The sequence below is a fragment of the Bradyrhizobium yuanmingense genome (assembly GCF_025200905.1).
GTDB classification, from domain to species: domain Bacteria; phylum Pseudomonadota; class Alphaproteobacteria; order Rhizobiales; family Xanthobacteraceae; genus Bradyrhizobium; species Bradyrhizobium yuanmingense.
On the sequence record NZ_CP104173.1, the window covers coordinates 2,902,962 to 2,920,904 of the forward strand.

A 17,943-nucleotide genomic window follows, 5' to 3' on the forward strand; every position below is an offset into this window, starting at 1 on the left:
GAGATGACGAACGTCGGCCGCTCCGGCTTTGGCCTTGGTTTCGCGATCGCCGCCGCGCTGACGTTGCTCTCCGCTCCCGCAGGTGCCGAGGAGCGGGTCGTCAATTTCTACAACTGGTCCAACTACATGGCGCCTGACGTCCTTGAGGCCTTCACCAAGGAGACCGGCATCAAGGTCGTCTACGATACCTTCGACGCCAACGAGACGCTGGAGACGCGCCTGATGGCCGGCAAGTCCGGTTATGACGTCGTGGTGCCCACCGCTTATTTCCTGCAGCGCCAGATCAAGGCCAACATCTTCCAGAAGCTCGACAAGTCGAAGCTCCCGAACCTCGCCAATGCCTGGCCGGTGGTGACGCAGCGCCTCGCCACCTACGACCCCGGCAATGTCTACGCCGCCAACTACATGTGGGGCACGACGGGCATCGGCTACAACGTCGCCAAGGTGAAGCAGATCCTCGGGCCCGACGCCAAGATCGACAGCTGGGACATCGTCTTCAAGCCGGAGAACCTCGCCAAGTTCAAGGACTGCGGCGTGCACATGCTCGACTCCGCCGACGACATCTTCCCGGCGGCGCTGAGCTGGCTCGGGCTCGATCCGAACTCGACCAAGCAGGCGGACCTGGAAAAGGCCGCCGATGCCGTGGCGAAAGTCCGCCCCTCCGTACGCAAGTTTCACTCGTCCGAATATCTAAGCGCGCTCGCCACCGGCGAGATCTGCTTCGTGGTCGGCTGGTCCGGTGACATCATGCAGGCCCGCGCCCGCGCCGCGGAAGCCAAAAGCGGCGTCGACATCGGCTACACCATTCCGAAGGAGGGCGCGCAGATGTTCTTCGACAATCTCGCGATCCCTGCGGATGCCAAGAATGTTAGGGAAGCCTACGAGCTGATCAACTATCTCTATCGCCCGGACGTTGCCGCCAAGAACTCGGACTTCCTGTCCTACGCCAGCGGCAACCTCGCCAGCCAGAAGCTGGTGGATCCAAAAATCCTGAACGACAAGAACATCTATCCGGACGAAGCGACGCTCGCAAAACTGTTCGTGATCACGGCGCGCGAGCCGGCCACGCAACGGATCATCAACCGGCTCTGGACGAAGGTGAAGACGGGGCGGTAGTAGCGCCTGTCATTGCGAGGAGCGAAGCGACGAAGCAATCCAGACTGCTTCCGTGGAACGATTCTGGATTGCTTCGCTGCGCTCGCAATGACGGAGTATTTACCGCCACCTTCTGTGCAGCCATAGCCACTGCTCGGGATGCTCGCGGACCCAGCTTTCCACGACGCTCGTGATCGCCTGCGTCGTGCCCTGGATGTCGATCTTGCCATCGGCATCGCGCACCGGCTGGATCTCTTCGGTGAGCTCGCCGCGGAAGCGGCCGTCGGGCAGGCGGATGATGCGCACGCCGTGGATCGGGCACTCGACCTGGCGCAAGAGGCGCGCCAGCATCGGATTGGCGCGGGTCTTGCGGCCGAAGAACGTGACCTCGACGCCGGCCGTCAGATACTGGTCGATCAGCATGGCGACGTGCTTGCCGTCCTTCAGCGCTTGCGCGAGCCGCAGCGGCGCGTCGCGGCCGGCCGGGATCAGCGTGCCCATGTTGACCTGGCGCATCTCCTGGATGATGCGATCGGCCGAGGCGATGTTCGGGCGGCGATAGAGAATCGCGGTGTCCAGGCCATGCGCGACCGCGGCGAGCGCCGGCAATTCCCAGTTCGCAAGATGTGCGGCGAAGATCAGCGCCGGCTTGCCGTCGTCGCGGATCTGGTCGAACAGCTCGATGCTGCGCGGGGAAATCTCGATGCGACTCTTCTCGGGGACATCGCGGGCGTAGTCCCAGACCTGGTCGATATGGGCGAACTCGGCGCCGACGCGGCCGAGATTGTCCCAGACGCCCATCAGGATCCGTTCGATCTCCTCCGGTGACTTCTCGGGGAAGGCGGCGGTGAGGTTGGCGCGGCCGATGCGGTGCTCGCGCAGGCGCGGCCCGATCAGCTTGACGGCACGCGCGAAGAAGTCCGAGGTCTTGGCCGGATCGAAATAGCGCGTGGTGCGCAGCATCGCGACGGTCGCGGCGCCGATCAGGCTGCCGCCGAGCGATTTGGCAGTCTCCCGCGCGCGGGCCTTCGTGCTCGCAGGAAGCAGCGCCATGCGTCCGGTCAGGCCGGTTCGCGGGTCAGGATCAGCGAAGCGTTCTGGCCGCCGAAGCCAAATGAGTTCGACATCACCGCGGTTACGCGCGCATCGCGCGCCTTGTTGCCGACGACGTCGAACAGGATCGTGGGATCCGGATTGTCGTAGTTGATCGTCGGCGGAATGCGCTGATGCTCGAGCGTGAGCAGCGAGAAGATCGCCTCGACCGCGCCGGCGGCCGAGATGGTATGGCCGACCATCGACTTGTTGGAGGTGACCGGAATCTTCTGCGCGAGCTCGCCGAACACGGCCGACGTCGTGTTGAACTCCATCTTGTCGTTCTCGGGCGTCGCGGTGCCGTGCGCGTTGATGTGGTCGATCTGATCCGGCGTCATGCCGGCATCGGCCAGCGTCTTGTTCATGCAGCCGATGATCGGCTTGCCGTCGGGCGAGGAGCGGGTGCGGTGGAAGGAATCGGTGAGCTCGCCGCAGCCGGCGATCACGCCGAGAATTTTTGCGCCGCGCGCGGTGGCGGCTTCATAGCTCTCCAACACCAGCGCGCCGGCGCCTTCCGCCATGACAAAACCGTCGCGGTTCTTGGAGAAGGGACGGGAGGCCGCCTGCGGCGGATCGTTCTGGGTCGACAGCGCCGAGAGCAGCGAGAAGCGCACCAGCGCTTCCGGGTTCACGGTGCCGTCGGTCGCGACGCAGAGCGCTGCGTCCGTCTCGCCGCGGCGGATCGCCTCGACGCCGAGCTGGATCGAGGTGGCTCCGGACGCGCACGCCGTCGACAGCGAGATCGGCGAGCCCTTGGTGCCGAAGGTCTCGGCGAGATAGGCGGCAACCGAGCCGAACATGAAGCGATGATGATAGGCGCTAAACTTGCCGCCGCCGGAGATGCGGAGCAGATCGTCATAGGTGATGTCCTGCTGCCCGACGACGCGACCGAGCTCGCGACGCTGCGGCCATTCGACCTCGACCGGCGCCACCGCGAGGAAAAGCGGACCCGGGAAATCGGCCTTGGCGCCGATGCCGGCCTGCTCCAGCGCTTCCTGCGTCACCAGCTCGGCCATCCGCTCGGACAGAGCGGTGGAAGAGAACGGATCGGCGCTGACGAAATCGACCGTGCCGGCCATCGTGGTCTTGAGGCCGTCGATCGGAAAACGCGTGATGGTGCGGATACCGGATTCGCCGGCGACGAGCTTTGCCCAATTGTCGGATTTGCCGGCGCCGAGCGAGGTCATGATGCCCATGCCGGTGACGACGACGACGGGACGCCCGAGTTTGTCGCGTGGTGCAGTCATGTCGATCCCCGCTTGAGCTGATTAAACCGCCTCGACCAGCGCCATGCCTTCGCCGCGCCAGTGTCCGGCTCCCACCACCACGATCTGGGTGGGCGCGCCCTGCATTTCAATCTCGGTCCCCGTGGAATCATTCGGCGGGAACAGCGCTCCGCGCGAGATCGACAATGCAGCGAGGGCAATGCCGAGCGGAAATTGCGTTTCCATGGCGTGGCCGAACACCGTGCCGGTCGAGCGCACCGGAAAGTCGGCATGGTTCTTCAGGAAGTCGCGCTCGTCCGAGGTCGCAGGCTCCGCCCCAGTCGCCCCGGTGATGATCGCGCCCTTGCCCTCGCGCCTGGGCAGCTTGTCCCACAGCTTCTCGAGCGTCGCGGTCATGTCGCCGGGCTGCTTGCGTTTGGCGAGGTCGGCGACGACGCTCGACAGCTTTGCGAACGGCTTGGCGCCGCGCGCTTCCGCATGCGCCTTCGATTCCAGCACCAGGAAGGCGCCGGCCGAGCCGAGCGCGAAGCCGGGATGGTCCTTGCGCGCCCACACGGGCGCGAACTTGTCCTTCAGGTTGAAGTCGCCGAACTCGTAGAGGACGAGCAAGTCCTTGCGCTCGCCGTTGTACGAGCCGCCGACCAGCGCGATGTCGCTCTCGCCCGAGGCGATGCGCGCGAGCGCGATGCGGGCGGCGTCGGCGCCGGCGACCTCTTCGCCCATGAAGGTGCGCGAGGTGCCTCCCAGACCGTGCACGATGGCGATGTTGCCGGCGAGCAGGTTGGAGAGCTGAGCCAGGAACAGCGTCGGCCTGAGATCGCTCATCAGCCGTTCGTTGAGGAAGCCCGGCGCGTTAGCGCCCTTGGCCTCGGCGGTGAGAATGCCGCTGTCGACGTTGATGTCGCGCTCTCCGCCGCCGGCGGCGACGACCATGTCGATCTTGGACAGGATGTCCTTGTTGCCTTTGATGCCGGCAGAATCGAGCGCAAGACCGGCGGCATAGGTGCCGATGCGCTGCCAGGCTTCCATCTGGCGCTGGTCGCCCTTCTTCGGGATCTGGCTGTCGAAGGATACCGGCATCAAGGGATGCACGATGTAGGGCGCAAAGCCCTTCTCGTCGACATTGATGCGCTTCTCGGAAAGCGCGGCCCAGTTGGCGTCGAGGCCCTCGCCGAGCGAGGTGGCGAGCCCAATGCCGGTGATCCAGACCTCGGTCTGGCCCGGCTTCAAAGCGGGAGTGTCAGTCATGACGATACGGCCTGTTGCGGAAAGCCGACGCGCTCGGCGACCTTCGCCATGTATCCGCGCATATCCGCATTGGGGAAGGGAATCAGCGTGAAGGTCAGCGCCGAATTGGCGCGCAGCTTGCCGCCGACCCGGATCTTGGCCTCGGTCATGGCATAGCCGGAGCCTTCATGGGTGAGGCTCGCCTCGATGCTCATGAGGTCGCCGGGGAAGACCGAGCCGCGGACCTTGGCCTCCTTCACGGCGGCCAGGATCGGCATGCGTTCGAATCGGAACACGCCGAGTTGAAGCCAGCCCGAGGCCTGCGCCATCGATTCGATCAGGAGCACGCCGGGCATCAAGGGATAACCCGGGAAGTGCCCCTCGAAGATGGTGCTTTCCTGCGGGACCTGCGCTTCGACGACGATCGTCTTCTCGTCGACCTTGAGGTCGACGATGCGATCGATCATGTGGAAGTATTCGAGTTGCATGACTGCGCCCTTAGGCGCTCGCGCCCTTGGCCGCAACCAGTTCGTCGATGCGGGCGCACAGGTTCTTCAGCACGAAATATTGCTCGGTGGTCGCCTTGCCGTCGTTGACCTCCTGAGTCCACTTCTCCAGCGGCAGCTTGATGCCGAACTGCTTGTCGATCGCGAAGGCGATATCGAGGAAATCGAGGCTGTCGATGCCGAGGTCATCGATGGCATGGCTATCCGGCGTGATCGTGTCGCGCGGGATGTCGCAGGTTTCAGCGATGATCGTGGCGACCTGATCGAATGTGGAGGACATCACTAAGCCTTTGATATATTGTAGGTATTTGTCAGATTGTCCAGAGTGGCACGGTGGCTGGGCATCGCGTCCCTGATGACGCCCTCAAACCCCCCTCTGGCCGGGTCGAAAGCCCGTATATCGGAGCGCCGCCTTGAGTTCAATGGAGCCGGGCAGGCCTCCGGGGACAGCACCGGACGTGGCTGGGGATGCCGGCTGGGTCCGTCCGCCGCGAGGTCCGTGCCGGGCCGGGCCTTAAATATGCGGCGTCGTGATCTTGACGCAGTCGCGGCGACCCATCAGCACGCAATCCTGGGTCCGGCGCAGGTCGGCGATGCTGACCGCGAGCCAGATCCCGATCGCCGTCAGCGCGATGGTGAAGGCGAGTGCTGCGATGTTGGCAAGCATGCGCTGCCGGTAATTGTCGGGCTCGGCACGCGGCTGCTCGTAGCGCGACAGGTCCAGCCGTTCGGGCGTGAGGCGAAGCGGTTGCACGGAGCCATTACCACGCTGGACCCTTGGGGCAGGCGGGGTGCGCGGCCTGAACTGGAGCACCCGGTGCTCCTCATCAGAGCTTATGGGCCGCTGATTGTTCATGGGGCGGGGATCACTCCGAAGCAGCGATCTAGATAGCATAGGTGAGGCACGCGTTGCAGTAAATCTTTGCAATGCCAGGATGCATTTGTGCGTTCGTACTATTTTGCGCATGGACCGGTGTGCCGCGATCCAGCAACGGGCCATCGTGTCCGTCGCGAGCGTTGCGCTGCAACGCGGGCATAGCGACAGCCATTGAGGACGTCTTTTTTACCGGTCGGCATCGACTTGTGATCTGCGCGTCTTCCGAACGGAATTTGCAACCGCGGGACCCGTGGCATAGTCGCGGGAACCCGAACCGTTCGTTGCTGCCAGGGGCCTCGATCATGACCACGACCAACGCGCGCGAGCCGAGAGTGCATCCGGTTCCGATCCTGTCGCTCCGGCCGACGCAGATGACGGTCGGCATGCGCGAGGTCAAGGAGAAGCGCAGGCGCTGGCGCGAGCACGGCAAGAAGAAGCAGGCGGATCTGCTCGGCAAGCACATGATCCCCGTCGTTTACGGTCCTGACGCGCGCTACTACGTGATCGATCATCATCACCTCGGCCGCGCACTGCACGATGAAGGCGTCAAGGAAGTGCTGGTGACCGTCGTCGGCGATCTCAGGATGGTGGAGCGCGAGGCGTTCTGGGGCGTCATGGACAACAAGCGCTGGGTCTATCCTTACGACGCCAAGGGTGAGCGGCGCTCGTTCCGCGACCTGCCGAAATCCGTCGCTGACCTCAAGGACGATCCGTTCCGCAGTCTTGCCGGCGAATTGCGCCGCATGGGCGGCTTCGCCAAGGACACCACACCGTTCTCCGAATTCCTGTGGGCCGACTTCCTGCGCCGGCAGGTCTCGCGCAAGGCGGTGGAGGCCGATTTCGATAATGCGCTCGAGAAGGCGATGGCCGCGGCCAGAAGCAAGAATGCGATCTATCTGCCCGGCTGGTGCGGCCCGGCGGACGACGACTGAGGGTATTCACGTCAGTCGCGCTGGAAGATCCTGGCGCCGGGATAGGCGCGGCGGGCGTAAGTGACCACCAGCGCGCGGTCCTGGGTGTCCAGGAACGGCGTTCGGATCTGGCTCGATCCGACGATGAGGTGCCACAGGCCATTGAGCTTCTGGATCACGATCTTCATTTGCGTAGTCCTCGATGACTCCCATCCCGGCGAATGTTGCCGCCGCAGTGCCTAGGATAGCGCTCGCGGGTATCAAATTCCCAATACGGCCGGCGCTGCAAAACACGTCCACCCTTGTTAGTTGGTTACGGAATGTGCCGAGATAAGCCGGATCTCATCACAGCCGCTTGAGCGAAATCAATTTCCCCGCCCACGAAACCATCCTGAAACAGAGCGGCCCCATCTCTATGGGGTAGTCGAGCTCATACAGGAGGCGAACATGCGCCGTCTGGCTTTCGTAGTTGCCTTGCTCGCGGTCGCTTCGGCGGGAATCTCTGCATCCTTTGCCGCAGTCCACCACGCCAAGACGTTGACGTTCGCGGAGCGCTTTGCTCCGGCGCTCGAGTTGATGGCGAAGCGCTAGCCGCATACGCCTCGCAGCCGTGAGCGATGCAGCGGCTGTTGACTGTTGGCTGCTGGGTGGACATCACGTCGCAGTCGTCGACCGATGATGGCCGGGTCAGGTTTGACCTGTCGCAAACCTGCCTCGCCCTGACCGGCTAAGGTCTGCCTGCATGGTTGCAGAGACAGCGTTGTGCCCGATGGGAGGGCCCGGGCTCCAAGTCATGCAGATCTTGTCATGCAGATCTTGGAGGCACGGCCATGAGCGTCATCTTTCGCATCCTCTTTGTCCTCGCCGGCGCGATCACGGCGCTGTTCGTTGCGCGTGACGCGCTGAACTTCACCATCATCCAGACTTTCGTCGCCGTCCTGCTCGCCACCGCAATCGTCGGTGCCGGCAGCTTCTGGAGCCTGCGGCGGAAACCGTGAGCGAGGTGCAACGCGGAGGTGCGGCCGGTCTGAGTGAGACCGAGGCGCGGGCGAGGCTCGCGGCAGACGGCCCCAACGAACTGCCTCGGCCGGAACGACGCAGTCCGCTGCGCATCGTGGTGGAAGTGCTGCGCGAGCCGATGCTCCTGCTGCTGCTCTGCGGCGGGCTGATCTATCTCGTGCTCGGCGACCTCAAGGAGGCGCTGATCTTGCTGGCCTTCGGGGCGATGTCCATCGTGATCACGGTGATGCAGGAAACCCGGACCGAGCGCGTGCTGGAAGCCTTGCGCGACCTGACCAGCCCGCGGGCGCTGGTGGTGCGTGACGGTGCGCGCCGGCGAATTGCCGGCCGCGAGGTCGTGCAGGGCGACCTTCTCGTCCTCGGTGAAGGCGATCGCGTTCCCGCCGACGCCGCGCTCGTCGAAGCGCGGGACCTGCAGATCGACGAGTCCCTGCTGACCGGCGAGTCGGTGCCCGTCCGCAAGAAGACCGCCGACAAGATCAAAGTAGCCGCTCACCGGCCCGGCGGCGAGGATCAGCCATTCGTGTATTCCGGCTCGCTCGTCGTGCGCGGCGAGGGGTTGGCGCTGGTCGAGGCCACCGGGCCGCGCAGCGAGATCGGGAAGATCGGGCTGTCGCTTCGCGGCTTGCAGGCCGAGCCGCCGCGGCTTCAGCAACAGACCGCAAGGCTGGTGCGGCTCTGCTTCCTCGGCGGCACCATCATCAGCCTGGCCGCGATTGTGCTCTACGGCGTCTCGCGCGGCGACTGGCTGCAGGCGCTGCTGGCAGGCGTCGCCATCGGTATGTCGATGCTTCCGGAAGAATTCGGCGTCGTGCTCACGGTGTTCATGGCAATGGGTGCGTGGCGGATTTCGCAGGCCCGCGTCCTGACGCGGCGCGCCGCCGCCATCGAGGTCCTCGGCTCAGCAACAGTCCTGTGCACCGACAAGACCGGAACGCTGACGCAGAATCAGATGTCGGTCGCCGAGCTGCGCCTGCTGGACGGCGCGCGCCTGCGCGCGGAGGCGTCCGGACCGGATCAGGTCGGGCGCGAATTCGCAGAGCTGGCGCGCTGCGGGGCACTGGCAAGCTCTCCGGAGCCGTTCGATCCGATGGAGAAGGCGCTGCATTCGTTCGCGCGTGGTGTCCTGCGGGACGGCGACGCGATGGATGGCGAGCGGACGCTGGTGCGCACCTATGGTCTGCGCCCCGAGCTGCTCGCCATGACCCAGGTTTGGCGGACAGCCGGAGCGGCGGACCTCATCGCATGCGCCAAGGGCGCGCCGGAGGCGATTGCGCGCCTGTGCAGGCTGAACGAAGCCGATCGGGAGGCCGTGCAAGCTGCCGTCGGGGCAATGGCGAAGGTCGGGCTTCGGGTGCTGGGGATGGCGGTTGCCGTTTGCGACGAGGCTTCCCTGCCGGCATCCCAGGAGGCTTTCGTATTCCGCTTCGTTGGCTTGGTCGGCCTTGCCGATCCGTTGCGGCCTCACGTTCCGGAGGCGGTTCGCGAATGCCGTTCGGCCGGCATCCGCGTCATCATGATCACGGGCGACTATCCGGCGACCGCCATGGCGATCGGCTTGCAAGCCGGGCTCGACATCACTGAGGTCGCGACCGGGGAGCAGGTCAAGCTCGCGGAGGACAGCGAGCTCGAGGCACTCGTCAGGAAGGTGAACGTCTTCGCGCGGGTTCTGCCGGAGCAGAAGCTGCGGATCGTCCAGGCGCTGAAGCGCAGCGGCGAGATCGTTGCGATGACGGGCGACGGCGTCAACGACGCGCCGTCGCTGAAGGCCGCCCATATCGGAATCGCGATGGGTGGCCGCGGCACCGACGTCGCTCGCGAGGCATCCTCGATCGTCCTGCTCGACGACGACTTCAGCTCCATCGTCGCATCCATCCGCCTCGGTCGCCGGATCTACGACAATCTGCGCAAGGCGATGGCCTTTATCTTTGCCGTCCACGTGCCGATCGCGGGTCTTGCGCTGCTTCCCCTGGTGTTCGGGCTGCCGCTGGTGCTCGGCCCGGTGCACATCGCCTTTCTGGAGCTGATCATCGATCCCGTCTGCTCGCTGGTGTTCGAGGCCGAGCGGGAGGAGCGCGACGTCATGAAGCGTCCGCCGCGGCGTGCCGATGCGGAGCTGTTCTCGTGGCCCCTGATCGCCTGGAGCGTTCTGCAAGGCACGATGGCCTTCGCCTTGATCGCCGTGATCTTCGTCGCAGCGCTTCGTTCCGGCCTTCCGCCCGAGGAGGCTCGCACCCTCGCATTCATCGCGCTCGTCGTCTGCGTCCTCGCGCTGGTGCTGGTCAATCGATCCTTCAGCGCATCGTTCTTGTCTGCCTTCTTCCGTCCGAACGCGGCATTGCTCTGGATCTTCCTCTTGATTGCGCTCGTTCTCGCCACAGCCCTGTTCTGGCCGCCGGCCTCCGGCCTGTTTCGCTTCGGTCCGCTGCATCTTGACGATTTGATGATCACGCTCGGCGCCGGACTATTGGTGCTCACGGCGCTCGAACTGCTGAAGCCGATTTGGGCGCGGCGGCTTCGGTTCTAGCTCTCGCGAGGACTCCTGTGAAGCCAGGCGTCCGTCGGTTGCGGACAGGAGTTCCGACCATCGAGCCCGGTCCTCGCGCCTCGACTACGTCTTCGGCAGGCGGCCCATCAGATAGAACTCCTCGTTCGGCCGCATGCCCGTGAAATTCGCCAGCCGGTTCGACAGCGCGAAGAAGGCCGAGATCGCGGCGATGTCCCAGATATCATCGTCGCTGAAGCCGTGCGGCGCGAGAGCGGCGAAATCGTTCTCGGAAATCCGCTGCGCGTCTACCGAGACCTTCATGGCGAAATCGAGCATCGCCTTCTGCCGCGGCGTGATATCGGCCTTGCGGTAGTTGATGGCGACCTGGTCGGCGATCACAGGGTTCTTGGCGCGGATGCGCAGGATCGCGCCATGGGCGATCACGCAATATTGGCACTGGTTGGCCGCCGACGTCGCCACCACGATCATCTCGCGCTCGGCCTTGGTGAGGCCGCCGTCTTTCTCCATCAGCGCGTCGTGATAGGCGAAGAAGGCGCGGAACTCGTCGGGGCGATAGGCCAGCGTCAGGAACACGTTCGGGACGAAGCCGCTCTTCTCCTGCACGGCAAGGAGGCGCGTGCGAATGTCGTCGGGCAGGGTGTCGAGGGCGGGTGCGGGAAAGCGTTGCGCGGCGGTCTTTGTCATGGGCATGGTTCCAGCTTGGGGCGGGAACCATAGTCGATGCGTGGGGCGGGCTCAATCTGCCGGTCCGAAGCGGCCGCGACGAAGGTGTCAGGTGGGAACGACGTTCCATCCTCCGTCATTGCGAGCGCAGCGAAGCAATCCCGAGTCCCCCCGGCGGAAAGACTCTGGATTGCTTCGCTGCGCTCGCAATGACGATGTGGATGGAGCGAAGCCTTACCGCAGCGGCTTCTTCAGCAGCGAGAAGCGGTCCGGATCGAGGCCCATCGAGGGCTGCAGCATCGGGGCTTCGACGCTGGACATCGTCTTCGCGGGCGGTGCCGAGAACACGGGGTCGTTCGGCACGTCGCGCTGCGAGGTGGCGCCGCGCCAGCGTTCGAGCACGGCGCTGACGAAATGCATGTCGTGGCCGGAGGTGACGGAGGGCACGCTCGAGATGGTGGCCTCGCCGCGCGGCAATTGGTGCGGCGGCACCTCCTTGAAGCGCAAGCGGGTCGGCAGCGCCACGCCTTCGCCGAACGCCAGCACCTCGCGGGTGCCGAGCGACGGCACGAAGGAGAGCAGGTTCGCGGCGGCGTCCGACACGGCGGCGCGCAGCAGCGCCTGGTCGCGGTCGTTGGCGAGGCGCATCGTGAACAGCGTGTTGCACTGGGAGATGATGGTGGCGTCGAGCTCGGCGGGGCGCTGGGTGATGAGGCCAAGATAGACGCCGTATTTGCGGCCTTCCTTGGCGATGCGCGATACCGCCTTGCGGGTCGGGCCGAAGCCGATGTTGCGGTCGGCGGAGGCGTAGCGGTGCGCCTCTTCGCAGACGAACAGCAGCGGCGAGACGCCGTCGCTCCACAGCCCGAAGTCGAAGGCCATGCGGCAGAGCACGGAGACGACGGAATCGATCACCTCGGCCGGGAAGCCGGCGAGCTGCATCACCGTCATCGGCTTGCCGTTGGCGGGCAGGCGGAACAGATGGCTGATCACCTCGGCCATGGTGTCGCCGCCGACATTGGCGTTGTCGAACATGAAGGCGTAGCGCGGGTCGTTGCGCACGGCCTCGATGCGCGAGATCAGCTTGTGATAGATGATGCGCGAGGAGCGGTTCTCGAGCTTGCCCATCCGCTCGTCGATCAGCGACAACAGGTCGACCAGGCGATAGGGCACAGGCGTATCGACGGTATAGCCGATCTGCTTGGGATCGATGCGCTTGAGGCCGATGCGGTCGGCGTTCTGGTACTGGGTGTAGACGCCTTTGGCGAGCGGGATCACCTCGGCGAGGATGTCGAGCTCTTCCGGCACGCCGGCGCGGCCGCCGAACAGCACGTCGACGATTTCCTCGAAGTTGAACAGCCAGAACGGCAGCTTCAGGTTTCGCGGGTTGAGCACCAGCGCGCGGTCGCCGAAGCAGCGGCCATATTCGTTGTGCACGTCGAGCAGGAAGATGCGCAGGTTCGGCCGCGCCTTCAGGATCTCGTTGAGCAGCAGCGAGACGCCGGTCGATTTACCGACGCCGGTCGATCCCAGCACGGCAAAATGCTTGGACAGCATTTCCTCGACGTCGACATAGGCGATGACCGAGCGGTCCTGCTGCAGGAAGCCGACATTGATCTGGTCCGAGCCGGTCGGCGCGTAGATCGTGCGCAGCTCCTGGCTCGTGATCAGGTCGACGGCATCGCCGATGGTCGGATAGTTGGTGACGCCGCGCTGAAATTTGGCCTTGTCCGCGGCATTGAGGATCTCGCCGAGCAGGTCGACCGAGGCGATGGCAATGTAATTGTCCGAGCCCGACAGATTTTCGCAGGAGACCTCCGTGATCATCGCAACGATGACCGAGCTGGCGCAGCGAATGCTGACGAACCGGCCGACGGTGGCCCGCACCTCCGAGATCGGCATCCGGCTTTCCGCCAGAAGCCCAACCCGGGCGAGCGATCCGCGAACCGAAATCACGCGTCCAAAGGATGTCACGATGAATGAACCTGGCAAGAGCAAGGGGAGTTGCCCGGACTATGCGCGGCCGTCGCTGCACAAACGGTTAAACGCCGGACGCCGCGGCTCCGTTAAATCCGCGGTAATTCGGTCCGGAGGTTTGTTCCGACTACATCCTTACGGCCAGAACGGCGGGAAGATGCAGCAATTCCGGGCCGATCCGGGCTGTGATGGCTTAAGGAGTAGTTTACCATATGCTAAAGAGCGGCCAATGGGGCGCGGTTCTTGGGTGATCAAGAAGAGAGGTGCGACGAATGCCAGGAAAGCTCGTTAGACAGCGCGTCGGTCCCGGCATCTACCTGCTTCGGTTCAAGACCCAGTACGAACTAACCTCGACCTTCCTGCGCGTGCAGGAGTACTACGAGTCGCCCGAATTTCACGGTCGCGTCTTCTCGCTCGAGCAGTACATGGACTGGTACGCCGAGCAGAACGGCAATTTCACCTATTACCAGGACTGGTCGGGCTTCAACGTGCCATCAACAGCGTTCACACCGTTTTATTCAGGCGCATTCGACCCGCTCACACGCAAGGAAAGGAGGCTGCTCCGCCTGTTCGCCGGGCTTCGAAGCCGGTTCTACGTGATCGGGATTTACGAGGGCCGCGGCGACAGCTTAACGCACGAACTGGCGCACGCATTGTTCTTCACCGACGCCGAATACCGTAAAAGGGTATGCGAGGCGATGCGATCACATGATACGCGCACGCTGAAGCGGCAAATCGCAAAGGCTGGCTATGCGCAACACGTTATCGAGGACGAAACCCAGGCCTATCTGATCGCGCCGTCGGAGAAGCTCGGCGCAGCGTCCGAGCCGCTGCTGCCGCTGCGACGAAAGCTGAGGGCAGTGTTTCGCGTGCATGCCGAGAAATTGTCGGTGCCGGCAGGCTAAGGCAGGTTGTGCCGGATGAAGTCGATGGTCCTCTTCTGGCGGAAATAGTTGCAATGCCAGACTTCCGGATCGTTGCCAAAATCCTCGACGTCTCTGATTTTCAGCGGAAAGTCCTTCGCACCCAGATTGGCCATCGACTCAGTATCGACCACGAGGTCGTTGTCGCCAGGGAAGATCTGGTCGGCCGCAAGGTCGGCGCCCCGTAATGCTCGGAAGTTCTTCCAGAACTGCCATCCGGGGTTCACCGTAGCGAAATTTGATTGGACAACGAAGTACACAGGCTCGGTTGTACAAGGACCGAGCCGCAGCAAGTTGAGTTCGTAGTTGTTGGATATCTGGGACTGTCCGAACAGCCCCGGAGTGAGCGCAATGAGCCCGTCAAGAAGCGGCGTGTGGGCGAGCGTCCCGGTCACGGTCAGCACAACTTCTACCAGCTTGCTCGCGACCCACAGGAATGGATTGGCGCCTTCGACGAGTTGCAATGTCCTCTCGGCATAGGTGCCAACATTGGAAATCAGACTCAGCGCGTGCTGGAGCTTGTCGGGTGCGGCCAGCGAAGTCCCGTACAGCGGCGAGCCCGCAAAGACCACGCTGGTCTCGGCTTTGAGCGCCGCGCCGAACGCCTCCAGCCACCAGCGCACGATCAATCCCCCGCGGCTGTGGGCGATGACATGGACCGCTCCGGTAGCGCCGTTGAAAGCGCGTCCGAGCTCGAGTGCGTTCAGCACGGGGCTTACAGCAAGGGTTGCGTGCTCGAAAACGAGAACCTGGTCATACTTGTCAGGTCCGTTCAGCGCGGCATTCAGATATGCTTGGCCGTCCGGGGTCGCCGCGAACTCGCCAACCATGTTGACGGCGTTGGAGAAGGTCCCGTGGACGAGCAACAGGGTCCGGCCGGTAAATGGACCGTGGACATCGTTGGCATCGATGGTGAATGTTCGCGGTCCGCCCCGCAGCTGCCGGAGGTGGGACCGCAACGAGGTGCCGATCGCGGAATTGAGGCGCATGTCGATCGCGCCGATGGCGGCCGCCGCCTTGTTGGGCTGGAGCCTCGGAAACTCCCTGGTCAGAACGACCGTTTGGTCCGGAAGCGGCGGCGGCCCGCCGGCGCGGCGAGCACGGCGGCGGCGATGCGGTGCTTGCTCCTGCGCCGGTATGCTGTCGTACCAGCGCAGGACCCCGTTTTCCTCGACCAGCGAAGCTGTGAGCATTACGTTGTCGGGCACGTTGGACGCGCGACGCCGGCGGCGGCGCAGGCCAGCGACGGAATCCATTCTCTCGTCGTGATCAACGTAGAGATGCTCAAACAGGTCATCGTTGTCCTCTGCCGCCTTGATCTGCGACAGAAAACGTCCGGGATCTTCCGCAACAAACTGTGACATGTTCGATGCCGTCATTCATTGATGATCGGAAGCGGGGTGACGTTCAGGGTTCGCGCGTGCTGGACGTCGAGCAGGCTGTCGAATTCCTTCGGGCTGCGCAGGTTGGCCCGTCCTTCGGTTTGCGCGTCCTTGAAGCCGTAGGCCCCCGTCAGATAGGTGGCTTCCAGCATGACGAGGTCGCCGGAGGTCACATAGGCCATGATCTCCGCGTAACTCATTCTGGTGAGCCGCCAGCCGTAGGGATCGACGTAGCACAGGCCCGCATCGCGGGTCGCGGCGTCGCCGACGGTCGGCACCGTGGCAGGTATCTTGGCCACAGCGGCGAAGTCGTCATGTGCCTCCTCGGACCTCCAATAGCCGACGAAGGCATGACCGGTGAGCAGCACCAAGACCGGGAAGATGCCGACATATTCGAGGCACGAGGCGAGCAACAGGGCGAGGTCGATGCAGGTGCCGGTGTTGGAGGCGACGATCTCGCTGGGCGTGCGCAGCCGCTGCGTCTGCTCCGAATAGGCAGGGGGAGGGTTGATATACTGCAGGCGATATTCGTTCACGAGCGCGGTCCAGATGGACTGGACCTGGCGATCGACCGCGTGCCAGTCCTCCTGTTGATACCCATCGAACCCCGCGCCGGGATCGTCGAGAATACCGATCAGGTAGCGCCGCGAGGCGTTGATGATCTTCAGGATGGCCGGATCTCTCGGCAGCACAAAGGACGGCAGCCAGGGATTGTTCTTGGTATCGTCGAGCCATTCATCGACGGGGATCAAGGTAACGCGTCTGGTATCCTCGAAAGCCGTCTGTCCATCGCAAGTCACTTTGACGTAGACGGCGGACTGCACACGTTCGTGCAACGAGCGGCTCAAGCTGGCGGTGAGAGGGATGATCACGTTGGAGGATAGCGGTAGCTGCACCTCCGTCATGACCGGGATCGTGTAACGGTAGGGGTAGTTCTCGGCGCCGATGCAGAGTTCGACTTGAACGTAGATCGCTTGCACCGGCTTCTGGGTCAGCCGTGTCAACGTCAATTTGTCGAGCAACGGCCTGTTATTATGCAGCAGGGAGTAATTGATTTCCTCCGCCACGTCCAAGTCGACCTGGATCGGGATCATCTGGCTGTCCTCTTCTTCGGGGAAGACGCTCTCTTGGCGGGAGACGATCCCGGTGCTGACTTCCTGATCGACTCGGCGCCGGGTGCGAAGATGCTTCGTCCCATCCAAATCACGATCGACGTGCCATGCACCTTGTCAGAAGGCATCGCCTCCCAGGCCTTCAGGAATGCATCCGGGATCGAAAGGGTCAATTTGTCGGTTCCGTGAAACCAGTTCCAATAGAAGGCCTGGAAGAACAGCTCAGCCACCTCGTCGTCGATCTCGTCGAGGAATCCGAGAGCGACGTGGGCTTTATTTTTCACGAGCTCGCGCGCGATACGCGCGCCGGAGTAATAGAGATTGAGCGTGACGATACGGGGGGGCGTTGGACCCACCAGGATCTTGGCGAGGTCACCGTAGGGAACGGGAAGCTCGCTCTCATTACCTTCGCGAAGGATCATTCCATCTGGCAGCCGCCCGCTGGAATCGACGAGCGTGTCGAACAGCGGCTTATTCTTGTTCTTCATATCCACATAGAAATCGTCGACGATCCATGCGGCCTGGTGCGTATCTATTCCTGTGACGTGGATCGCCTCCCACTTCGAGCTGTGGATTTTCTTGGCAAGCTCGCTCGTCTGGGGCGTGCGGAGGATCGTCCAGTAGTCTTCGTCATTCCGTCTGTTGGGCGCACCAACTGCGACGCTGATACGTCTCTCCTCGTCCGAGAATTCGTACTTGTCCTTGAAGCGTCCGGGCGCGCTCTCGACGAAGAGGACGCCTGTCGGAGGGTGCGGCCTGACCTGCGCTAGCCCATTGTCGAAAAGGCGGGTGATCAAGGTGCTATGGTAGCGGCCTTCCGCGCGCGTACCAGCACTGAGCAGGTATTCCCAGGGAATTTCGCAGGCGGATTCGTGGATCACGCATGTCCGCGCATCCGACCGATCCCAATCATGCACCTCGATCTCGATGCGTTCGGCCGTCGCCAACTCGCGCAGGCGCTCGGACGTCACGCCGACGCTTGCGAGGGCTGTGACGGCGCGTTCGGCGACGGATTTGCGTAGTTCGGTGTCGGAGGCCCAGCGGGAGCGTACCCGAAGGAGATATGTCCACTCTTGCGCTAGACGCGCCAGCAACTCGGGGTGCTTGATGTGGGTGTCTTCGACGCCCGCGGCCCGAATGGTGGCGATATGCTTATCTGACGGCTGAGTGGCGGCCGGATGCGTACTCCCAGATTTCTTTGCCATCGAGTTCCCCCAACTCTCGGCGACCGGACGCATTGGTTTGCGCCCTAGCTCCTCAAGTTACACGTTTAGATAGCGCGTGTCCTCAAAATAAACCGGTCTGAGCGTCTTTCCCCAAGTCGTGATGCAACGTGCAGATCTGAGCGTTCGCGGGCTGTGTCGGGATAAGCGAGCTTGTTGACGAGACCTAATCATTTGTACATTAGTACAAATGAGCGCCG

General features: G+C 63.5%; 18 protein-coding genes. 6 read left to right on the forward strand and 12 right to left on the reverse strand.

Annotated elements, in window-relative coordinates:
* Positions 1-3: 3 nt before the first annotated feature.
* Positions 4-1,116: a polyamine ABC transporter substrate-binding protein gene (locus N2605_RS13395; protein ID WP_260346924.1), complete on the forward strand. Its 1,113-nt coding sequence runs from the start codon at positions 4-6 to the stop codon at positions 1,114-1,116.
* 99 nt (positions 1,117-1,215) lie between these two features.
* On the opposite strand, the gene N2605_RS13400 is transcribed toward N2605_RS13395, so the two are convergent.
* The 6 genes from N2605_RS13400 to N2605_RS13425 form a co-directional block, all read right to left on the reverse strand.
* A complete protein-coding gene (locus N2605_RS13400) occupies positions 1,216-2,148 on the reverse strand; it encodes a lipid A biosynthesis lauroyl acyltransferase (RefSeq protein WP_260346925.1) in 933 nt (310 codons plus the stop codon).
* Positions 2,149-2,156: 8 nt separating this feature from the next.
* On the reverse strand, positions 2,157-3,434 hold the full coding sequence (locus N2605_RS13405; RefSeq protein ID WP_225129697.1) for a beta-ketoacyl-ACP synthase: 1,278 nt from the start codon (positions 3,432-3,434) through the stop codon (positions 2,157-2,159).
* Between the two features lie 21 nt (positions 3,435-3,455).
* Entirely contained in the window at positions 3,456-4,661 is a 1,206-nt protein-coding gene (locus N2605_RS13410) for a beta-ketoacyl-ACP synthase (RefSeq protein WP_036034420.1), read from the reverse strand.
* Entirely contained in the window at positions 4,658-5,128 is a 471-nt protein-coding gene (locus tag N2605_RS13415; RefSeq protein WP_036001387.1) for a 3-hydroxyacyl-ACP dehydratase FabZ family protein, read from the reverse strand. The genes N2605_RS13410 and N2605_RS13415 overlap by 4 nt, the downstream gene beginning before the upstream one ends.
* Before the next feature lie 10 nt (positions 5,129-5,138).
* Positions 5,139-5,426, reverse strand: coding sequence for an acyl carrier protein (locus N2605_RS13420; RefSeq protein ID WP_007592476.1), 288 nt, complete (start codon positions 5,424-5,426; stop codon positions 5,139-5,141).
* Between the two features lie 234 nt (positions 5,427-5,660).
* The gene (locus tag N2605_RS13425) at positions 5,661-6,002 is read right to left on the reverse strand and encodes a hypothetical protein (protein WP_128262271.1); all 342 of its coding nucleotides are present in this window, start codon (positions 6,000-6,002) and stop codon (positions 5,661-5,663) included.
* Between the two features lie 323 nt (positions 6,003-6,325).
* On the opposite strand from N2605_RS13425, the gene N2605_RS13430 reads away from it, so the two are divergent.
* Entirely contained in the window at positions 6,326-6,955 is a 630-nt protein-coding gene (locus tag N2605_RS13430; protein WP_057028844.1) for a ParB-like protein, read from the forward strand.
* A gap of 11 nt (positions 6,956-6,966) precedes the next feature.
* On the opposite strand, the gene N2605_RS13435 is transcribed toward N2605_RS13430, so the two are convergent.
* The gene (locus N2605_RS13435) at positions 6,967-7,122 is read right to left on the reverse strand and encodes a hypothetical protein (RefSeq protein ID WP_165637160.1); all 156 of its coding nucleotides are present in this window, start codon (positions 7,120-7,122) and stop codon (positions 6,967-6,969) included.
* Between the two features lie 259 nt (positions 7,123-7,381).
* On the opposite strand from N2605_RS13435, the gene N2605_RS13440 reads away from it, so the two are divergent.
* The 3 genes from N2605_RS13440 (at position 7,382) to N2605_RS13450 (ending at position 10,481) form a co-directional block, all read left to right on the forward strand.
* Positions 7,382-7,525, forward strand: coding sequence for a hypothetical protein (locus tag N2605_RS13440; RefSeq protein ID WP_198399654.1), 144 nt, complete (start codon positions 7,382-7,384; stop codon positions 7,523-7,525).
* Between the two features lie 239 nt (positions 7,526-7,764).
* Positions 7,765-7,932, forward strand: coding sequence for a hypothetical protein (locus N2605_RS13445; RefSeq protein ID WP_167361653.1), 168 nt, complete (start codon positions 7,765-7,767; stop codon positions 7,930-7,932).
* Positions 7,929-10,481, forward strand: coding sequence for a cation-translocating P-type ATPase (locus tag N2605_RS13450; RefSeq protein WP_260347046.1), 2,553 nt, complete (start codon positions 7,929-7,931; stop codon positions 10,479-10,481). Before N2605_RS13445 ends, N2605_RS13450 begins: the two co-directional genes overlap by 4 nt.
* A gap of 84 nt (positions 10,482-10,565) precedes the next feature.
* Here the strand turns inward: N2605_RS13450 and N2605_RS13455 are convergent, their stop codons facing one another.
* Positions 10,566-11,147 carry a peroxidase-related enzyme gene (locus N2605_RS13455; protein WP_109144125.1) on the reverse strand — a complete coding sequence of 194 codons (582 nt, stop codon included), beginning with the start codon at positions 11,145-11,147 and terminating at the stop codon, positions 10,566-10,568.
* A gap of 213 nt (positions 11,148-11,360) precedes the next feature.
* Positions 11,361-13,100 carry an ATP-binding protein gene (locus N2605_RS13460; RefSeq protein ID WP_225146559.1) on the reverse strand — a complete coding sequence of 580 codons (1,740 nt, stop codon included), beginning with the start codon at positions 13,098-13,100 and terminating at the stop codon, positions 11,361-11,363.
* A gap of 275 nt (positions 13,101-13,375) precedes the next feature.
* On the opposite strand from N2605_RS13460, the gene N2605_RS13465 reads away from it, so the two are divergent.
* Positions 13,376-14,008 (forward strand): ABC transporter ATP-binding protein, encoded by a 633-nt coding sequence (locus N2605_RS13465; protein WP_260347048.1) that lies wholly within the window; start codon positions 13,376-13,378, stop codon positions 14,006-14,008.
* Here N2605_RS13465 and N2605_RS13470 read toward each other — a convergent pair.
* Genes N2605_RS13470 through N2605_RS13480 form a run of 3 tightly spaced genes read right to left on the reverse strand, consistent with a single transcriptional unit; the run spans position 14,005 to position 17,725 of the window.
* Complete coding sequence (locus tag N2605_RS13470; RefSeq protein WP_260347050.1) at positions 14,005-15,405, reverse strand: esterase/lipase family protein; 1,401 nt, start codon at positions 15,403-15,405, stop codon at positions 14,005-14,007. The two genes, N2605_RS13465 and N2605_RS13470, sit on opposite strands and share 4 nt — an antisense overlap.
* Positions 15,402-16,502 (reverse strand): hypothetical protein, encoded by a 1,101-nt coding sequence (locus tag N2605_RS13475; RefSeq protein ID WP_260347052.1) that lies wholly within the window; start codon positions 16,500-16,502, stop codon positions 15,402-15,404. The genes N2605_RS13470 and N2605_RS13475 overlap by 4 nt, the downstream gene beginning before the upstream one ends.
* The gene (locus tag N2605_RS13480; RefSeq protein WP_260347054.1) at positions 16,499-17,725 is read right to left on the reverse strand and encodes a hypothetical protein; all 1,227 of its coding nucleotides are present in this window, start codon (positions 17,723-17,725) and stop codon (positions 16,499-16,501) included. Before N2605_RS13480 ends, N2605_RS13475 begins: the two co-directional genes overlap by 4 nt.
* Positions 17,726-17,943: the final 218 nt, after the last annotated feature.